Genomic DNA, 18,890 nt, shown 5'->3' with positions numbered 1-18,890 from the left:
TGTTCAGCGAGGAGGAAAACATGCTGAAAATAAGTTTGGTCAGCGGCAAGTTCGTCGAAGCCAATTATGACGGAGGAGTATATCCGCCCGTCGACTTCGCGGGCCAGCTCTACGTCGATACGGAGGACAAATATTTCGTCGGCGGCCTGAAAGACCGCTACGGGGACTCGGTCATCCAGGGGCTCATTGAAGACGACCTCATAGCTTTCTTCAAAATATACTCATCGTCGCATTTCTACATCTACTACCTGCGGCGCGAAGGCGACGGCCCGTTCTGGAGCGGCCACTGGATGGATTCCGAGGCCATTGATGATAACCAGTACGGCTACGTGCGCATGACGATCAGCGAACCGAGCCCGGTTGCCAAGCCCGAGGGCGCGAAGTTCGTGGTATATGCCGCCTACGAGGAATTCATGGGCTTCAAAAAGAAACTGCCGAGCACGCACACGCTTGCGAGCGAGGAGAACACGAAGTCGCGCCTTGAGCAGGCGCTCGGAAATATCCGCTCCGGCAAGTTTCCCACCGGCGCGGACACCATCAAGCCCGAGTGGCTCAAGCTGCTCTCCCTTATTCCCTAGCCAATCAACTGCCTTTTCCACCCCGTCTCTTGGGGTGATTTTTTTTATAAACCCAGACTTGCATGATTATTTAGCTTATGCTAAACTTGAGCTGTTATGAAAAAAGATATTCATCCAACTTATTATCCGAATGCGCGCGTGACCTGCGCGTGCGGCAACAGCTTTACAACCGGCGCGACCGTGCCGGAAATCAATGTTGAGCTTTGTTCGGCGTGCCATCCTTTTTATACCGGCAAACAGAAACTCGTGGACACCGCCCGCCGCGTGGAAAAATTCCAGGCCAAGGTTAAGGCAAAGACCGCGAGCGCGGCCGCGCGACAGGGCAAAAAAGCAAAACGCGCCAAGCGCGCCACTGCCAAAAAATCCGCCAAGAAATAGCTGAATTACAGCCGGGCGGTTTTTGGGCGATTCGTGAATCGCCCTTACACTCGCCCACAAAATCCCCGCGCGGGGATTTTTAAATACAACGCTCGTCATTCCGACCGAGTCCCCCGCAACGCGGGGGATGAGCGGAGGAATCTCTTTAATCAGACTGGCTGGATTGAAGAAAAGGGATTCCTCGGCTTTGCCCCGATTGCGATCGGGGCTTCGCTCGGAATGACGACGAGCGGATATCCATTATTTATTTTTATGAACTTCAACAGAGAACTCGAAAAAATTCAAAGCCAAATCAAAGAACTGGAATCCCAGCTCGCGGATCCGGCCGTGCTTTCTAATCCGAAAAAACTCGCCGAACTCCAGCGCGAATATAAAAGGCTGCGCGAAGTGGCTCACCTGGGAAACCAATATCTGGAAAACGCCAAGGCGCTCGCCGACGCGCGCGCGGTCGGGCCCGAAGACGCCGAACTCGCCGCGTTTGCCCAAGAAGAAATCGCGAGGCTTGAACCGGCCGTCAAAAGTCTTGGCACCAAACTTGAATCAATGCTCCTGCCCCCCGATCCGCTTGACCGCAAGAACGTGATCTGCGAAATCCGCGCCGGCGCCGGCGGCGACGAGTCGGCTTTGTTTGCCGCTGAACTTTTCCGCGCCTACGCGCGCTATGCCGAGTCGCGCGGCTGGAAAGCGACCCTGCTTTCATCAAACCGCATCGGCATCGGCGGATTCAAGGAAGTAATTTTTTCAATTGAAGGCGACGATGTCTACGGCACTATGAAATTCGAACAGGGCGTGCACCGCGTCCAGCGCGTGCCGGAAACCGAAAAAAGCGGCCGCGTGCATACTTCAACCGCAACGGTCGCCGTACTTCCCGAAGTTGATGAAGTTGATGTAAAGGTTGATGCCAAGGATTTAAAAATTGATACATTCTGCGCCGGCGGACACGGCGGCCAGTCGGTAAATACCACCTATTCGGCGGTGCGCATCACCCATGCCCCGACCGGCATCATTGTTTCGTGCCAGGACGAGCGCTCCCAGCTCCAGAACCGCGAACGCGCCATGTCTATCTTGCGCGCGCGAATTTTTGAAATTGAGCAGGAGAAAAAGATGAAGGCGCTAACTGAAAAGCGGCGCAGCCAAATCGGCTCCGGCGACCGCAGCGAAAAAATCCGCACTTACAATTTTCCCCAGGACCGGCTCACCGACCACCGCATCAACATGAACTGGCACAATCTTCCGGAAATCATGGACGGCAAAATTCAGCCAATTATTGACGCGCTCAAAGCGGCGCAGGCCGAAGAACTATGCAAGTCGGTGAATCGGTGAATCGGTGAATCGGGAACTGAGAAAATAAAAATCGTCCCGACTGAATGAAGTGAACGTCGGGGCGATTTTTTATTTAACTATTTCGCTTTAAACGTTTTAATTATTGACCCTACTTCCATCCTTCTGGAAAGAATAAACTCATCGTTTACCGTGTCTTGGGCCGCCCATCCAAAGAATGCGAAATTATCATTCTCGCCCCTGTAGGCTGCGCTATAGAGCGCATCGGCTTCATGGCCCGGAAGATCCAATTCTTTTTTCATTATCTTCCAATCCTCCAAATCCATCACTTCTATCGCCATGAGATCTTTCTCCGCCGCGAAACCAAAATGTATTGAATTGGCTTCATGATAAACGGAATAGCCCCTCCATGTCTCTGGGAATGACAGGCTGAATCCATAATAATCGTTTTCATATTGAAGCTCATCAATTGCTTCGACTTTGGCCTGATCTCCCGCAACCGCCTCCTCTTCTTCTACCGCAGTTGAAGCGGCCGGTTCGCTTAACTCGGCGCGTAGAGCCTCAATCGCCTCTTCCTGCGCAACGAATTTTTCTTGCGACAGGGTTTGAAAATAATACATCATTCCGCCGAGAATTGCGGCAACGATGATGATAGCGACGATAATCCAGACCGCGGACATATTTTTTGCCACGCCGGGCATGGATGCATTTAGTTTGTCCATATGTATTTTAATGATTTAATTATTGATTGCATTATACCACCCCCCCCCCGGATAAAATCAAATGGAATGAATTGGGGTTGCGCCGGTAGGGGCGTATTGCGGATCAACGGTAGGGGCGAACGGCCGTTCGCCCCTACGCGACAATACGCCCCTGCGCGTATATTCAAAAAGGCCGGCAATAAACGCGCGGCCTTTTTTGAATCGTGCGATTAACTGCCTGACTCAATCTTGAATGAATCAATGATGCGCTGATATTCTGCCGGGAGGTCAATGCTTGCTTGTTTTATGCCGGGATAATAAATATAAATAGAATACGCGGCATTGGGGGATACGAAGGCATAAACCTCAATATCTTCTCCGCTGATCTTGTCATCTACAACGTGTATCTTTTTTCCGGGATAGTTGGCAATTATTACGTCCTCACTCGTTTCCACCGAATCTCCATACTTCCGATCGACGAACTCATCAAGAGTATCCACGGAGTCAAAATCGACAAGAATATAAACTTGAGGTAAATATTCGGCGTCAAGCGCAATCTGAAGCGGGTCAGGCGAAACTAATATTTTGCTAATTTCTTTTTCCTCGCCCCATCCATGATCATATTCATGATAAATATGCCAACCTTTGGCATATTCAAACGAGAATATCTCGGGTAAAACAGAAACTGGTTCGGATTCAAAGGTAAGATATTCTTCCTCGGCCGAACCTTCCTCTTCCACCCCTTCCTCAGCCACGACCGTCGGCTGACCAAGTTCTTCGCGCAAATCATTAATCGCCTGTTCCTGCGCAACGAATTTTTCTTGCGACAGGGTTTGAAAATAATACATTAATCCGCCGAGCGCGACGGCGACGATTACGATGGCGACGATTATCCAGACCGCGGACATATTTTTTGCCTCGCCGGGCATGGATGGGTTGATTTTGTCCATAATTTTAATTTAATTTTAAATTGATATTATTGTATCATACCTCCCCCTAAAATCAAATGGAATGAATTGGGGTTGCGCCGGTAGGGGCGTATTACGGATCAACGGTAGGGGCGAACGGCCGTTCGCCCCTACGCGGTGAAAATCGACGACCGGCCGTTTGTTGGTGACGACAAATGGTAGGGGCGGACGCCCGACGAACAGGGCGGACGCAGGGGTCCGCCCCTACTCGCATTTAAATAAAAAAGACCCGTTGCAATTTAATGCAAACGGGTCAGGGGGTCGGCGCGTAGCAGCGTATTGCAATGCGCCGCTACTAGACGCTTGCAGAAACCGCCGCGGTGTCGTCGCGGTAGAAATCGTGCGAAAGATGCTTGTAGCGCCAGAACCACCCTTTTTCGTCTTCCCAGAAGAGGCCGCGAACGCAGAGGTCACCTTCTCGATCGCAATAAATCGTACCCCAGAAGTAGACCCGCATCCTCATCCACATGATGGGAATGAGGTTTGGATGAACGAGCAGGTAATCCAGGACGCAGGCGTTCAGAACCGACTGATTTTGGAGTTCCTTGCGGAGCGCGTGGCCCTGGACAACACTACGACCCCTCTGCAAATCGGAAAGGTAAAGAACGACCTTGTCCGGGTCCCACTCCAACTGACCGCTTCTCCGGTGCTCTTCCACGGTGAAGAGGCCGAGCAGATAGGGGTCGGCGTCGCAGTCGATGATGTGCTTCGCTTCCACCGCCCTTCTTGCCTTCTCGTTCGCTTCGGCGATGCGCCAGAAGAGCTCGCAGAGCTCAAACTCCAAATCGCCGGGCTTGTCGATCACGCTCTGCGCCACCTTGGCCGGCAGATGAATAGACAGGTGCCGGCTGACCACGGCCATGAGCTCGCGAAGTTGCCTCGGACTCATCATTTTCTTTTCGGACATCTCTTTCCTCCTTGGGCCTACCAACGCCGCATTGCGACGCCAGCCTTACCCATGGTTTTCCGGCCGGAAATATTCCGGCGGGATATTGATTTGTACCAAAATCGCGCCGGGTTGTCAATGCGCGGTCGTCTTGTAGGGGCGTATTGCAATACGCCCCTACCGAATGATGCAATAAACATGATATGATAACGATATGACCATCACCCAAGCCCTTTCCAGGGCAATGAAAATTTTACAACAGAATCATATTGATTCACCAGATCTCGATGCCGAAATTCTATTGGCGCACGCGCTCGGACGCGACCGGGTTTTTTTGTTCGCGCACCGGGACAGAGAATTGCGAGCACCGGAGCTGGCGCGATTTACCAAGTTAATTCGGCGCCGCACCAGGCATGAGCCAGTCGCCTATCTCACGGGCATAAAATATTTTTACAAACTCAAGATCGGCGTGAATAAAAAGGTTCTTATTCCACGGCCGGAAAGCGAAATGCTTGTGAGCCTGGCGTTGAAGTATTTGAATAAACATCCGCGCGCAGCCGTAATCGATGTAGGTACCGGCTCGGGCGCGCTTGCCATTGCGATTGCCAAAAACAAGCCGCGCGTAAAAGTCATTGCGATTGATAATTCGGCGGCCGCGCTTAAGACCGCGCGACAAAACGCGAAAAAACTTGGCGCAAAGATTGATTTTATAAAATCCGATTTGCTCAAGGCTTTGCCGATTGAATTCTGGAAAAAGAATCCCAATATTTTGATCGTGGCCAATCTCCCCTATCTTCCGACCGCGGTGTGGCGCGAGTGCCCCGCGGATGTGAAAAAATACGAGCCGCGCGCCGCGCTTGACGGCGGCAAAGACGGACTTAAATATTACGGACGGCTAATCAACGAGATTCGGAAAATTTTGCCAAATCTCAACTCCATGCAGTCATATTTCGAAATTGATCCCGAGCAGGGCAAAAAAATAATCAAATTTATCGGCCCGCGCGACCGGATTAAACCGTATGACGATATGTGCGGACGGGTGAGAGTAATTGGGTGGGGAAAATAAATGTACGGGGCGCATATATGCGACCCATACATTTATTTTTTTATTTTGAGTATTTTATTTTAGAGGCGTCGGTTGCCACTTCCACCCACGTCACGCCGCGGTTGAATTCAATCTCCCGGCCGGTGACATCATAGAAGCGCAGGCGGTCCTGAATATCGTCTTTCTGCCAGGTCGCCTCAAGCGCGCCGCCGTCGCGGAAAACCCAGGCCTTGCCCTTGCCGAGGGTGCGGAGATTCAGACGGCCCTCGTAATCAATCACCGTGGCTTCGGTGACGACAATGGCGATATTTTTGGCTTTAATGGCGTCGCCGTTTTTTTCTATATGCTGAACTTCGCCGTGGAATCTCACATATTCATTGGTACCGGACGCGTAGACCCAGCGCGTGAGATATGCGGGCGTGGAAAAATTAATTGTAATTTCATTCGCTGACGGCGCAGCGGACGGCTGATCGTCTTTAAAGCGCCATGATTCGTAAGCCGCGACCGCGTCCATCTCTTTGGCCTCAACCGCCTGGCGGAGCAAATCGGAATTTGAATAAACATTATGCGGCGCCGTGCGTTCGTTATCGCGCCAGAAAAAACGGCCGTTGTAAAATTCGTTCAGGTCAAAAATCGGATATGACGGAATCTTCTGCAAAGCAAGCGGACTGCCGCCGCAATGCGCGTACAGCGCACCGAACTCGGCCGCCCAGTCAAGATAATAATCGCGCGCCGAACGGACCGGGCCGACTTCATCGCTTGAAAAATCCTGGTCAAAAATCGCCAAGAACCGCGTGATGCCCGCCTCGGCCGGGGCTTCGAATACCAGGCTCGCGCGCGAGATGCCGGACGGCGGCCGCGATTCAATGTGGTTTTCAATCATCGCGGCAATGGGTACAAGATTCGTGCGGCCGGCCGCAGCCATCACGCCGTCAATTGTTCTCGGCGCGGTATCCGCAGCCACTGCCGAGGACGGCTCATCGGAAACCGCGGGCGTGGCATAGCGCGAAGCGACCGTGAGATATGTCCCGACTGACGCGGCGCAAATTAAAACAACGCCGAGAGCAAGCGCGGCGAGAAGTAACTTTCTTCGTCGTTCCGCACCCGAATCTTCGGCGTGTTTAAAAATTTTGTTTGCTAACTCACGGATCGCGATTTTCATTTGTTTTTCTCTTTTTTTGGCTCTTCTTTTTCGGGTTTCGCACCAGCCGCAGGAGCGGCTTCTTCGGCGCCTTCTTCACCCTCTTCCGGGGCCTTGCCCTTGGCGGCAACTTCAACCTGATCAACGCCGGCGGCCGGCGCTTTTTCAAGTTCAGCAATCTCGGCTTCGGTCATCGGCGGCTTAACCACCGCGATGCTGCGCTCCGGCTCATCCAAAACATGGATTGACGGCGGTATTGCAAGATCCTTTACCCGAATTACGTCCTCAAAATTTTTGAGATTTGAAATATCGACAACGATCTCATTGGAAAGCTCGCTCGGCATACATTCAACCTGCAGGGTGTAATAATTTTTAACCAGCGTGCCGCCGAGTTCTTTGACGGCCGCCGACTCGCCGATGAATTTGATGACCATGTCGGCAATAATTTTTTCATCCATGCGCACCTGGCGAAAATCAACATGAATCGGCATATCATGCACCGGTTCTCTCTGAATATCCTGTATCAAAACCTTGACCGGCTTATCATCGCCGATTTTAAGATCAATGAGTTTTGCTTCGCCGGCCGCTTTATATATTTTTTCCAGCACGTTTTTTTCTAAAACAATATTTTGGTTCGCAATGCCGTGTCCGTAGACAACGCCCGGAACCAAACTCTGGCGGACCAGGGCCCTGGCCTTGTCGGCACCGTCGGCGCGCTTATTAACGTTTAAAGTGAGTTCAGTCATATTCTCTAAAAATATTTAAAATGTGCCTATATTTAACCAGAATCCGCTCCGGCTGTCAAGATTAGGAAATCTTAGCCAAAAATTGCGGAGAATCAACCTCTTCGTGGGCGCGAATCACATGGTCCAGGGTGAGCTCGTCGGAATTGCGGAATTTAAGTACATCATCGTAGCTCAAGTCCGTAATCAGGCCGTACGAGGCAACCCCGACTCCGGAGGCCATAAAAAGCGCAATGACGGATCCAAGGCACGCGGCGCAATGAAGATGAACGAGCTGATTCTCGGTCGTTTCGCGCAAAACGCGCGCCTCAAGCTTTTGCGTCGAGCTCCCGCAGAGCGGACAATTGCCCATTATCTTCAGATTCTCCGGCAGGGAAAATTGGCTGTTGAAATTAAACATAGGTATATGATAGCAGAATGCGCACGATTGCGACAGGGTTAGCGCGGCGCCTCATGCACCGCGATGCTTTCGGCAATGCCGATCATCAAGAGAAAAGTAAGAAGCGAACTGGCGCCGTAGCTCAAGAAGGGCAGAGTGATGCCGGTGACCGGGAACCAGCCGAGATTCATGGCGATGTTCACTCCGATCTGCGTCGCGAGCAGAATAATGATGCCGAGCGCCAAAAAAAGGCTGAAATCATCGCCCGACCTAGCACAGATTTTAAAGAGACGCCAGAGTACGATGGAAAAAAGACCGATCATGAGAGCGACCCCGACGAGTCCAAGCTCTTCGGCAACGACCGCGAAAATAAAATCAGTCTGGCTTTCAGGCAGGAATTTCAGCTGGGACTGCGAGCCGAAGCCCAGGCCGCGACCAAAAAATCCGCCGGCGCCAATTGCAATTACGGCCTGAGTTACGTTATATCCCTGACCGAGTGGATCGCGCTCCGGGTCCAAAAAAGTAAGCACGCGGTCGCGCTGAAAATCCTGGAGTCCAAAAAACCATCCAAAGATACTGACCATGATAATTGCGACAAGTATCAGGGCGATAAATCTTTTCCGGGTATTGCCGAAAAAAAGCAGGCCGAACCACAGTGAAAAAAGCACCATGGCGGAACCAAGGTCCGGCTGGCCCATGACAAGCAGAATATACGCGCCGCCAAGCGCCGAAACCGCAACGAGCTGTTTAAAACCAAAATGTATGCCGCTCCGCTCGCTCAAATAACTCGCCATGAGCACGAGGAGACAAATCTTGGCGAGCTCAACGGGCTGAAAATTGAGCGGGCCGATTGAGAACCAGCCGGTCGTGCCGCGGATGGTTTGTCCAAAAAGCAATACGCCGGCAAGCAGCGCGAGGCCGCCGATATAAATTAACCGACGGTAATTCCGAAGCAACCGATAATTGGACGCGGCGATGAAAAAAATAACAATTACTCCGACTGCGAGCACGGCCAGTTGTTTTTTGAAATTAAAAAAATCCGGTTCCTGCTGAGAGAGCGCCACCGAATAAATAGCCGCGAGGCCGATACAGCACAATAAAAAAACCGCAGCAAACAAAATCCAGTCGAAATTTTTTAGTTTTACAAACATTTAGAGCGGCAGGTAATTGCCCTCGTCAAAAATATTGACTTCGGGCGCAATCTCCATTTTACTTACCTGCGCCAAACTGTCAAACCAGCTTACTTCAACCGCGCGGGTTTCCCCGGAGCGAAAATCACTCAATGCGACAAAATTTACTCCGGACGGCGTAGCGCCACGGTAAGCGATGACGTAAAACCCCACGCTCCGGTATCCGTATGCCGAGAGATTCTGCACCGTAAATTTTGTTTTCATGACCGTACCTTTTCCGAGCGAAAGTGCGGATTCCTGCGCAATATCCGTAATTTTGAAATTGAAGCGTTCATTTTTCCATTCCCCATAATCCGGAACCTCGTGCGCATCTAGTCGATGCCGAGCGACGTCTTCCAAAACAAGCTTGGCGCTCTCGGGTCGGGCCGTGCCGGAAAAAGCCAATTCAGCCAGCCATTTTTCTTCGGTCGGCAGGATAAAGCCGTGGCGCCGGGTGGTTTCGCCGCCCGCGAAGGTGAATTTATAGTTGAATTCGGCCCAAAATATCGGGCTTTCATTGCTAATTTTAGCCAAAAAATCAAATTTTTCGCCGCTCGGGAAAACCCGGGCCGTACCCGCATCGATCGGCCGCGGCGCGTTGACGCGAATCCATTCCTGCGAATAAGCCGGCCCTGAAGTTAGGTCATTCATCATGGCCTTATATCTTGAATATGATATTACAAAAAGATCCAGCACTCCCCAGAGAGCGTACAGCCAAAAAATTGCGGCCATGCCGATTAGGATGCCCAGCCCGACGCGGCGCAGCTTGACCTTGTGCGTGACATACCAATAGCTCAAGGCGAGTAATTTCGTGCGCTTCTGCTCTTCTTCGGTAAAACTATTTGTGTTTGCCATAATGCGTCAATTATATCAGAATTTTCGCCTTGTTCCAAGCGGATATTTTACCTTGCTAATTGCTATAAAAAATGATAAAATATTGGCATAAATTAAGTTAAAATTTGTCCACAGCTATGCCAAAAAAGACGATTAAGAAACCCGCCCCGGTTAAGGCGGCAAAAAAATCAAAAGACGAATACGGCGCAAAACAGATTACAGTGCTTGAAGGCCTGGAGCCGGTCAGAAAACGGCCAGGCATGTATATCGGGACAACCGGACCGGATGGTCTGCATCATTTGATTTGGGAAGTTGTTGACAACTCCATTGACGAAGCAATGGCCGGCCACTGCGACCAAATCACCGTAACGCTTTTACCCGACAATAAGATCGCGGTTGAAGACAACGGCCGCGGCATTCCGGTTGATATTCACAAGCAATTTAAAGTTTCGGCTCTGGAGCTCGTACTCACCAAGCTTCACGCCGGCGGTAAATTCGGCGACAGCGGTTACAAGGTTTCCGGCGGCCTGCACGGCGTCGGCGTTTCGGTTGTGAACGCCCTCTCCACCTGGATGCGCGCCGAAGTAAAGCGCGACGGCAAGCTCTGGATGCAGGAATACAAACGCGGCAAGCCACAGAGCAAAGTCAAATCAATCGGCAAAGCGGCCGGAACGGGCACAACGATTATTTTTCAGCCGGATCCGGAAATATTCAAAACCATCGAATTCAGCTGGGATACCATCCTGGACCATCTGCGCCAACAGGCATATCTCAACAAAGCGGTAAAACTGACGGTGCGCGATGAGCGAAGCAAGTCCACGCGCCAAAAATATTCATTTTATTTCGAGGGCGGGCTCGCCTCTTTCGTCAAACACCTGAATTCCAACAAAACTCCGAAACATGAAAATGTTTTTTATGTTTCCAAAGAGGCCGAGGGTGTGGAAATAGAAATCGGCCTGCAATATACCGAAGAATTCAAAGAGACTTTGTTTGCCTTCTGCAACTATATTTATAATCCCGAGGGCGGAACTCACGTCATCGGCTTCCGCACCGCGCTCACCCGCGTGTTGAATAATTACGCCCGCAAAAAGGGATATCTCAAAGAAAAAGATGAAAACCTTTCCGGCGAGGATGTGCGCGAAGGTCTGACCGCGGCAATCTCGGTCAAGGTCAGAGACCCGCAGTTTGAGGGACAGACCAAGGCAAAACTTGGCAATCCCGAAGTGCGCACGGCGGTGGAAAGCGTGTTCAACGACACTCTGGCAATCTATCTTGAAGAACATCCAAAGGACGCAGAAGGAATCTTAGAGAAATGCGTACTCGCCTCCCGCGCGCGCCAGGCAGCCAAAGCGGCCCGCGACACGGTGATCCGAAAAGGCGCGCTTGAAGGGTTGAGCCTGCCGGGCAAACTCGCCGACTGCTCCAGCCGCGATCCGTCGCAGTCCGAACTCTATATTGTTGAGGGCGACTCGGCCGGCGGTTCGGCGAAGCAGGGCCGCAGCCGTGAATTCCAGGCGATTCTCCCGCTGCGCGGAAAAATTCTGAATGTGGAACGCGCCCGGCTGGACAAAATGCTCGCGAATAACGAAGTGAAGTCATTGATTATCGCGCTCGGCACCAATATCGGCGAACAATTTGAAATTGAAAAGCTGCGCTATGACCGCATCATTATCATGACCGATGCCGATGTTGACGGCGCGCATATCCGCACGCTGCTCTTAACTCTTTTCTACCGGTATTTCCCGGAAATCATCGGCAAGGGGCATCTTTACGTCGCCCAGCCGCCGCTTTACAGCATTAAAGTCGGAAAGGCGCTTCACTACGCGTATTCGGATGAAGAAAAAGAAAAAATTCTGAAAGAATTCGCCACTCTCAAGCCGCCAACCAAGGCGGAAAAGAAAAAAGGCGCCAAGCCGAAAAAACTTGAAGTCGTTGAAGGCGAAGAGGGTGATGCCGAAGGAGAAGAAAAAGACGAGTACCGCGCCGTCATCCAGCGGTACAAGGGTTTGGGCGAGATGAATCCCGAACAGCTCTGGACCACGACCATGGATCCGGCAAACCGCATCCTGAAGCTCATAACCATCGAGGACGCGCAAAAAGCCGACCACGTGTTTGACGTTCTTATGGGCACGGAGGTCGAGTCAAGAAAGCGGTTTATCCAGACCCATGCGAAAACCGTGAAAAACCTCGATATTTAATCGCAAAATCAAACGTAGTGACAAGTCGCGACTTGTCACTACGTTTAAACCTTGCCAAATTTGTATATATATTGTATGATTGTGAGCGTAAGCCCGAACAGGGCTTTTTAAAGATAAAAATATGTCTTGGAAAGAAAATAAAATCGTGGAGTACATCATCTCCTCAAAAGCCGAGCTAAAAAAAGTCGCCTGGCCGACCCGTGCCGAAATTACGCACTATTCAATGCTCGTGATCGGCATCAGCCTGGCAATTGCCGTGTTTTTAGGAGCATGCGATTATGTTTTGACCCTCGGGTTGGAACAGGTCGTCCGCTAAATAAAAAATCGCTCTTTTAACTTAGGAGGAATATTATCATATGCCAAAGCAAGTATTGCAGCGGGGACGCCGCTGGTATGCGATCCACACATATTCGGGATATGAAGAAAATGTGATGGATAATCTTAAAAAGAGAATCGAGTCGTACGACATGGAAGACAAGGTCTTCGGCGTACTGATTCCGAAAGAGAAAAAAATTAAAATCAAGAACGGCAAGCGCCGCATCGTGGAAGAGAAAATCTTTCCGGGCTATGTTCTCGTCGAGATGATCGTGACGGACGATTCCTGGTACATGGTGCGCAACACCCCGAATGTCACCGGATTTATCGGCACGGGCACGGTTCCGACTCCCCTTTCCGAGGACGAAGTTAAATCGCTACAGAAAAGAATGGGCGTTGAGGAGCCGCAGTATAAGATTGATGTTTCCGCCGGATCGCCGGTCAAGATTGTCGACGGGCCGTTCAAGGGATTCGAAGGAAAAGTCAGCGAACTGGACGAAGCGCGCGGCAAGATCAAAGTGCTGGTCAATATGTTCGGACGCGAGACTCCGGTGGAACTGGACTTTTTGCAGATTAAAAAAATATAACGGTGAATCGGTGAATCAGTTGACCGGTTAATCGGGACAAATATCCTGATCCACTGATTCACTGATTCACCGACCAACCCGCACTTATTGCCCCAACCGCTCAATGCGCAAAGGGCAAGCTTCTAGTAAGTGCCATCCAATTAATAATCTTAATATGGCAAAAAAAGTAAAAACGCAGATAAAGCTGCAGCTCAAGGGCGGCCAGGCAAACCCGGCGCCGCCGGTCGGCCCGGCCTTGGGCCAGCACGGCTTGAATATCCAGGATTTCTGCAGCAAATTCAATGCCGCGACCAAGGACAAAATGGGCGAAGTTGTGCCCGTGATTATTACCGTCTACCAGGACGCGACTTTCAGTTTTGTCACCAAGACCCCGCCGGCTTCGGAACTTATTAAAAAGGCGGCCGGAATCGAAAAGGGTTCGGGCAAGCCGCTCCAGGAGAAAGTCGGGAAAATCACGCACGCCCAAGTGAAGGAAATCGCCGAGAAAAAAATGCCGGATCTCAATGCCCACGATATTGACGCGGCAATGAAGATTATCGAAGGCACCGCGCGCCAGATGGGCGTAACGGTCCAGGAATAAATTTTAATCACTAATTCTTATTGTGGGACCCCGATCGAACGCAAGTGAGCATCGGGGGCTTGCACCACGGAGAAAACAATATGCCAAGATCGAAAAGATACGAGGAGGCCAAGAAATTAATTGACCGCAAGAAGGTCTATCCGCGAGCGGAGGCGATTGAACTTGCGAAAAAAACTTCAACCGTAAAATTCGACGCTGCTGTTGAGGCCCACTTCCAGCTGGGCATCGACCCGGCCAAGGGCGAACAGCAGATTCGCTCCACCATTATTTTTCCGCATTCAATCGGCAAGGAGCGCCGCGTCGCCGCGTTCGTTGCCGCGGACCGCGAAGCCGAAGCCAAAGCGGCCGGCGCCGACATTATCGGCGGCGATGATATGATTGAAAAAATCAAAAAAAGCGAAAAGATCGATTTTGACGTCGCGGTCGCCACTCCGGACATGATGCCGAAACTCGCGAAAATCGCAAAGATTCTCGGCCCCAAGGGCCTGATGCCGAACCCCAAAACCGATACCGTCGGCCCGAATGTTAAAAAGATGATTGAAGAAATTAAGAGGGGCAAAATCACATTCAAAAACGATGCCACCGCAAACGTGCATCAGACCATCGGCAAGGTGTCGCTCGATTCGGCCAAGCTTCTTGAAAACCTGAACGCTCTCATTGAAGCGGTATTGCGCGTCAAACCGCCCTCTTCAAAGGGAGAATACGTAAAAAGCGCAACCATCGCGACTTCAATGGGCCCGGGCATTAAATTTGAAATTTAAACTTTCCGGAATATGGAGGAGCAAAAAAACGACGAAAAATATTTTCGGCCCAAATGGGACGACTATTTTATGGCAATTGCCCGGATTATCGCGACCCGGAGCACCTGCGACCGGCTGCGCGCCGGCGCCGTTCTTGTGAAGAATAACCGCATTATCTCAACCGGCTATAACGGCGCGCCTCCCGGCTTGCCGCACTGCGACGGCCCGGACGGCCATCTCATAGAAGAAGGCCACTGCATCCGCACAATCCACGGCGAACACAATGCCCTGCTTCAGGCCGCCCTTGTTCCCGGCGCGAGCACCGAGGGGACGACGCTCTATACGACCTACAGCCCCTGCATGCATTGCTGCAAATATATTGTCGCCTGCCACGTCAGCCGCGTTGTTCTGGGGAAAATTTACCGCGCCGAACAGGCGATCCAATATCTTAAAGACGCCGGTCTTCAGGTTGATATATATGAAGAGAAAAAAGAGGTGAATAATTTTTTGGCAAGCCTTTACCAGAAAGAGATAGAAACCATGGATCCCAAAGAGGGCGGCGTTCAATTGCGCACGGAATGAATATGACAAAAAAAATAATCGCACTTGTCGGCATGTGCGGCGCGGGCAAAACCGCGGTTGCCGATGAATTTAAAAAACAAAACTGGGCGTATGTCCGGCTCGGACAGATTACACTGGACGAAGTGAAGCGCCGCGGCCTGGAGCCGAGCGAGCAAAACGAACGCCCGATCCGCGAAGAACTCCGCGCCAAGCACGGCATGGCCGCATTCGCGGTTTTGAACTTTCCGAAGATTGATGAAGCTCTTCGGGAGGCCAATGTCATCGTGGACGGCCTGTACTCGTGGTCCGAATACAAAGAGTTTAAAAATAAATACGGCGAAGCGCTCAAGGTAATCGCCATTTACGCTTCTCCGGAGACAAGATACGCGCGGCTTGAAAACCGCGCCGCTCATCACGGCGAGGATCCGAAAATGATTTTCCGGTCATTCTCCCGCGACGACGCTGAGTCGCGCGACTACGCGGAAATTGAGAATCTGGATAAGGGCGGGCCGATCGCCATGGCCGACTGGACAATCATAAATGAGAGCACTATGGAAGAACTCATCGCGGCCGCGCGAAAAATTATTTCCCAAATCAATGAAAGTTAAAATAAAAAGAATTGATAAAGAGCTACCGCTACCCCAGTATCAAACCGCTGGCGCGGTAGCTTTTGATTTATGCGCGCGAGTTGATACGGAAATCGCGCCGGGTGAAATCGTGCCGGTGCCGGCGAACCTGATAATCCGGGTTCCCGAAGGTTATGCATTTTTGATAATCGCCCGTTCCAGCCTTCCCGGCAAAAAGGGCCTGATGCTCCCGAATTCGGTCGGCGTGTTCGACCAGGACTATTGGGGACCCGAAGACGAGGTCAAAGTTCTGCTCTATAATTTTAAAAACCAAACCGCCAAAATTGAACGCGGCGAAAGACTCGCCCAGGGCCTGCTTGTAAAAATCGAGAAGGCCGAGCTCGAGGAAACCGACGAAATGAACAACGCAAACCGCGGCGGTTTCGGGTCGACCGGCGGGTATAAAACCAGCTTGTAGGAATTAGCTTGTAGCTTGTAGAAAAATATGAAAGCCTACATTGATATCGTAAAAAAAATCCTTGATCAGGGTGAACGAAAAGCCAATCGCACCGGCGTGGATACCATTGCCATTGCCGGCGCCATGTTTGAACATGATATGAGCAAGGGCTTTCCCCTGCTCACTACCAAAAAAATGCCCTTCAAGTGCATTGCGAGCGAATTGGAATTTTTCATCAAGGGGCTGACCGACAAACAATGGCTGCAGGAGCGCAATAACCATATCTGGGACGAATGGGCATCGCCCGCCAAGGTGCCATACGGTCATGGCGCGGAAACCAAGGCGCGGATGGCGGCCGAACGCGACCTCGGGCCGATTTACGGCTTTCAGTGGCGGCATTTTAACGCCGACTATGCCGGTTTTGACAAAGACCATGCCGGCCAGGGAGTGGATCAGCTCAAGCAGGTCGTAGAGACGCTTAAAAAAAATCCCAATGACCGGCGCATGATCGTCTCCGCGTGGAATCCGTCAAAAATCGCCGAGATGGCTCTGCCGCCGTGCCATTATTCTTTTCAGGTGACGGTCATCAATAATAAACTGAATCTTCTTTGGAATCAGCGGTCCGTGGACACCATGCTCGGCCTGCCCTTTAATATCACGAGCTATGCCCTGCTCCTGCACCTTCTCGCCAAAGAGGCCGGACTTGCCGAGGGAAAACTGGTGGGATTTTTGGCGGACACGCACATCTACGTAAACCACCTGGATGGGGCAAAAGAACAAATCAGCCGCGATCCGAATCAGTATCCCTTGCCGCGGATTGCAACGGATAATTTCACGTCAATCTTTGACTGGAAATACGACGATACAAAACTCGCGGACTATCAGAGCTTTCCGGCGATTAAATTTGAAATTGCGGTCTGAATTTATGAAAACAATACTCCTCATGGCGATTACGCTTGACGGCAAGATCGCCAAGCACGCGGCCCATGCCGCGACCTGGACGAGCAAAGCGGACAAAAAGATTTTTGTTGAAGAAACGAAAAAAGCCGGCGTCATCATCATGGGGCAGACGACTTATGATACCATCGGACGGCCGCTCCCCGGCCGGCTGAACGTGGTAATGAATCCCGAACCCGACGCCACGAAAAATATTCCAGACTCGCTTGAATTTACCAATCGGGAACCGCGTGAGCTGCTCACCGATCTCGAGAAGCGCGGATTTTCAAACGCCATTATCGGCGGCGGTGCGACCATTAACGGGCTTTTTTTGAAAAGCGGGCTGATTGACGAGATCTGGCTCACGATTGAACCGAAAATCTTCGGCGAGGGACTGCCGCTTTTTCGCGGCGCGGACGTTGATATAAACTTGAAGCTTTTGGAAATTAAAAAACTGGATGATAACGCAATCCAATTGAGATATTCCGTAATCAAATAATTAATATGACCGGCAAATTCATAGTTTTCTACGGCATCAATAATCTTGGAAAGACTCTGCAGGCCAAGAAGCTGGTGGAGCGGCTCAACGCCGAGGGCCGACCGGCCGAGTATTTAAAGTACGCGATTTACGACCTTGAACCCTCAGGCGGAATTTTGAATAACTATCTGCGGAACGGAAATCCGCACGAGCTGACGTCGCGGGAGTTCCAGATTATCCAAGTGCTGAACCGCACGCAATACGAACCGGTTCTGCGCCAGAAACTCAAAGATGGTATAATTATCGTGGCTGAAGACTATATCGGCACCGGTATCGCCTGGGGCGCCGGCGCGGGGGTTGATAAGGCTTTTTTACAAAGGCTGAACTCCCATCTCCTGCGCGAAGACCTGGGAATTCTCTTTAACGGAGAACGATTTATACAGGGTGTTGAAAAAGAGCATCGGCATGAATCCGACGATGAATTCACGGAGCGGGTCCGGCAGATTCATATTGAGCTCGGCGAAGAGTACGGCTGGAAAAAAATCAACGCCAACGGTTCAATTGACGAAATACATGAACAAGTTTGGCGCCTTATCAATAATTTAATAAATTAATAATTTAATAACAAAATCTATGAACTTTATTGGCGCGGGCGAACTTATAAAAAAAAGCTGGTCCATATATTTTGCGAATTTTAAGACGCTCATTCTAATCGCAGTCTGGTCCCTAATCCCGGCAGTGGCGATGATTCTCGTGGTACTTATCCCCCAGGAGCTCTGGATCTTGAGCATGCTTCTCGCAATCGTGGCAGGAATTGGCACGATGATTGTCGGCCTCTGGGTTTTTGCAACCATGACCGCGATAATCGCGAAAATTTACGACGGCGAGCAGTATGACGTAAAGGCAATAAGCCAGAATGCTTGGACAAAAATCATTCCCCTGCTTTGGGTTTCAATCCTCACCGGATTCGCGGTTTTCGGCGGAACACTACTCTTCCTTATTCCTGGTATTATTTTTGCAGTTTGGTTCACCTTCAGTTCGGTGATAAATGTTCTGGAAGGAACACGCGGCACCGCGGCTCTAAAACAGAGTAAACAGCTCGTCACCGGCAAGTGGTGGGCCGTGCTCTGGAGACTCGTGGCGTGCTACTTTGTGTACGGGATTATATTCTACATCGTGACGGCGATCCTGTTTCTGCTCGTCGGTCTGGCGACCGGCCAATGGGAGGCATTTGCTTCGGGACAGTATCTACCGTGGCTCAGTAATCTCATATCGCAAATAGTTAATGTGGCGGCAATGCCGCTCGCCGGCGCGATTTCCGTTATTCTATACATCGAACTAAAGAAATTCAAAAGCATGCCCTGAGCCT

At 51.0% G+C, this 18,890-nt stretch carries 24 protein-coding genes; 16 read left to right on the top strand and 8 right to left on the bottom strand.

The window, feature by feature from the left end; all coding sequences use genetic code 11:
- The first annotated feature begins 20 nt into the window (after positions 1-20).
- The 3 genes from PHW53_02670 to prfA all read left to right on the top strand — a co-directional run bounded on the left by PHW53_02670 (position 21) and on the right by prfA (position 2,279).
- Positions 21-578, top strand: coding sequence for a hypothetical protein (locus PHW53_02670; protein ID MDD4995340.1), 558 nt, complete (start codon positions 21-23; stop codon positions 576-578).
- Between the two features lie 96 nt (positions 579-674).
- Positions 675-956: a 50S ribosomal protein L31 gene (rpmE, locus tag PHW53_02665; protein ID MDD4995339.1), complete on the top strand. Its 282-nt coding sequence runs from the start codon at positions 675-677 to the stop codon at positions 954-956.
- A 252-nt stretch (positions 957-1,208) separates the two neighbouring features.
- A complete protein-coding gene (gene prfA, locus PHW53_02660; GenBank protein MDD4995338.1) occupies positions 1,209-2,279 on the top strand; it encodes a peptide chain release factor 1 in 1,071 nt (356 codons plus the stop codon).
- A gap of 77 nt (positions 2,280-2,356) precedes the next feature.
- Here prfA and PHW53_02655 read toward each other — a convergent pair whose 3' ends face one another.
- The 3 genes from PHW53_02655 to PHW53_02645 all read right to left on the bottom strand — a co-directional run bounded on the left by PHW53_02655 (position 2,357) and on the right by PHW53_02645 (position 4,813).
- Positions 2,357-2,959 (bottom strand): hypothetical protein, encoded by a 603-nt coding sequence (locus tag PHW53_02655; GenBank protein MDD4995337.1) that lies wholly within the window; start codon positions 2,957-2,959, stop codon positions 2,357-2,359.
- Between the two features lie 209 nt (positions 2,960-3,168).
- Positions 3,169-3,888, bottom strand: coding sequence for a hypothetical protein (locus PHW53_02650; protein MDD4995336.1), 720 nt, complete (start codon positions 3,886-3,888; stop codon positions 3,169-3,171).
- Positions 3,889-4,201: 313 nt separating this feature from the next.
- Entirely contained in the window at positions 4,202-4,813 is a 612-nt protein-coding gene (locus tag PHW53_02645; GenBank protein MDD4995335.1) for a hypothetical protein, read from the bottom strand.
- A 193-nt stretch (positions 4,814-5,006) separates the two neighbouring features.
- On the opposite strand from PHW53_02645, the gene prmC reads away from it, so the two are divergent.
- A complete protein-coding gene (gene prmC, locus PHW53_02640; GenBank protein MDD4995334.1) occupies positions 5,007-5,858 on the top strand; it encodes a peptide chain release factor N(5)-glutamine methyltransferase in 852 nt (283 codons plus the stop codon).
- A 40-nt stretch (positions 5,859-5,898) separates the two neighbouring features.
- Here prmC and PHW53_02635 read toward each other — a convergent pair whose 3' ends face one another.
- The 5 genes from PHW53_02635 to PHW53_02615 all read right to left on the bottom strand — a co-directional run bounded on the left by PHW53_02635 (position 5,899) and on the right by PHW53_02615 (position 10,124).
- The gene (locus PHW53_02635) at positions 5,899-6,999 is read right to left on the bottom strand and encodes a DUF3048 domain-containing protein (GenBank protein MDD4995333.1); all 1,101 of its coding nucleotides are present in this window, start codon (positions 6,997-6,999) and stop codon (positions 5,899-5,901) included.
- The gene (locus PHW53_02630) at positions 6,996-7,724 is read right to left on the bottom strand and encodes a 50S ribosomal protein L25 (GenBank protein ID MDD4995332.1); all 729 of its coding nucleotides are present in this window, start codon (positions 7,722-7,724) and stop codon (positions 6,996-6,998) included. The genes PHW53_02635 and PHW53_02630 overlap by 4 nt, the downstream gene beginning before the upstream one ends.
- 61 nt (positions 7,725-7,785) lie before the next feature.
- Positions 7,786-8,121: a hypothetical protein gene (locus PHW53_02625; protein ID MDD4995331.1), complete on the bottom strand. Its 336-nt coding sequence runs from the start codon at positions 8,119-8,121 to the stop codon at positions 7,786-7,788.
- Positions 8,122-8,159: 38 nt separating this feature from the next.
- Positions 8,160-9,251 (bottom strand): rod shape-determining protein RodA, encoded by a 1,092-nt coding sequence (gene rodA / locus PHW53_02620; GenBank protein ID MDD4995330.1) that lies wholly within the window; start codon positions 9,249-9,251, stop codon positions 8,160-8,162.
- Positions 9,252-10,124, bottom strand: a complete 873-nt coding sequence (locus tag PHW53_02615) for a hypothetical protein (protein ID MDD4995329.1) — start codon at positions 10,122-10,124, stop codon at positions 9,252-9,254.
- Positions 10,125-10,240: 116 nt separating this feature from the next.
- Between PHW53_02615 and gyrB the strand changes: the two genes are divergently transcribed.
- The 12 genes from gyrB (at position 10,241) to PHW53_02555 (ending at position 18,886) form a co-directional block, all read left to right on the top strand.
- Complete coding sequence (gene gyrB / locus PHW53_02610; protein ID MDD4995328.1) at positions 10,241-12,301, top strand: DNA topoisomerase (ATP-hydrolyzing) subunit B; 2,061 nt, start codon at positions 10,241-10,243, stop codon at positions 12,299-12,301.
- 121 nt (positions 12,302-12,422) lie between these two features.
- On the top strand, positions 12,423-12,617 hold the full coding sequence (gene secE, locus PHW53_02605) for a preprotein translocase subunit SecE (protein MDD4995327.1): 195 nt from the start codon (positions 12,423-12,425) through the stop codon (positions 12,615-12,617).
- Positions 12,618-12,657: 40 nt separating this feature from the next.
- Complete coding sequence (gene nusG / locus PHW53_02600) at positions 12,658-13,203, top strand: transcription termination/antitermination protein NusG (GenBank protein ID MDD4995326.1); 546 nt, start codon at positions 12,658-12,660, stop codon at positions 13,201-13,203.
- Positions 13,204-13,357: 154 nt separating this feature from the next.
- The gene (gene rplK / locus PHW53_02595; GenBank protein ID MDD4995325.1) at positions 13,358-13,783 is read left to right on the top strand and encodes a 50S ribosomal protein L11; all 426 of its coding nucleotides are present in this window, start codon (positions 13,358-13,360) and stop codon (positions 13,781-13,783) included.
- A gap of 80 nt (positions 13,784-13,863) precedes the next feature.
- On the top strand, positions 13,864-14,544 hold the full coding sequence (gene rplA, locus PHW53_02590) for a 50S ribosomal protein L1 (GenBank protein ID MDD4995324.1): 681 nt from the start codon (positions 13,864-13,866) through the stop codon (positions 14,542-14,544).
- A gap of 12 nt (positions 14,545-14,556) precedes the next feature.
- Positions 14,557-15,105 carry a cytidine/deoxycytidylate deaminase family protein gene (locus tag PHW53_02585; protein MDD4995323.1) on the top strand — a complete coding sequence of 183 codons (549 nt, stop codon included), beginning with the start codon at positions 14,557-14,559 and terminating at the stop codon, positions 15,103-15,105.
- A 2-nt stretch (positions 15,106-15,107) separates the two neighbouring features.
- The gene (locus tag PHW53_02580; GenBank protein ID MDD4995322.1) at positions 15,108-15,692 is read left to right on the top strand and encodes an AAA family ATPase; all 585 of its coding nucleotides are present in this window, start codon (positions 15,108-15,110) and stop codon (positions 15,690-15,692) included.
- Positions 15,682-16,128 (top strand): dUTP diphosphatase, encoded by a 447-nt coding sequence (dut, locus tag PHW53_02575; protein ID MDD4995321.1) that lies wholly within the window; start codon positions 15,682-15,684, stop codon positions 16,126-16,128. Before PHW53_02580 ends, dut begins: the two co-directional genes overlap by 11 nt.
- Before the next feature lie 27 nt (positions 16,129-16,155).
- Positions 16,156-17,028, top strand: coding sequence for a thymidylate synthase (gene thyA / locus PHW53_02570; protein MDD4995320.1), 873 nt, complete (start codon positions 16,156-16,158; stop codon positions 17,026-17,028).
- Between the two features lie 4 nt (positions 17,029-17,032).
- Positions 17,033-17,542: a dihydrofolate reductase family protein gene (locus tag PHW53_02565; GenBank protein ID MDD4995319.1), complete on the top strand. Its 510-nt coding sequence runs from the start codon at positions 17,033-17,035 to the stop codon at positions 17,540-17,542.
- Between the two features lie 5 nt (positions 17,543-17,547).
- Entirely contained in the window at positions 17,548-18,135 is a 588-nt protein-coding gene (locus PHW53_02560; protein ID MDD4995318.1) for a hypothetical protein, read from the top strand.
- 19 nt (positions 18,136-18,154) lie between these two features.
- Positions 18,155-18,886 carry a hypothetical protein gene (locus PHW53_02555; protein MDD4995317.1) on the top strand — a complete coding sequence of 244 codons (732 nt, stop codon included), beginning with the start codon at positions 18,155-18,157 and terminating at the stop codon, positions 18,884-18,886.
- Positions 18,887-18,890 lie beyond the last annotated feature (4 nt).

The organism is Patescibacteria group bacterium, assembly GCA_028710985.1.
Lineage (GTDB): Bacteria > Patescibacteriota > Patescibacteriia > JAHJFT01 > JAHJFT01 > JAQTTB01.
Note: the sequence above shows the minus strand (reverse complement) of the source record. Positions and strands in the feature narration are given on the sequence as shown.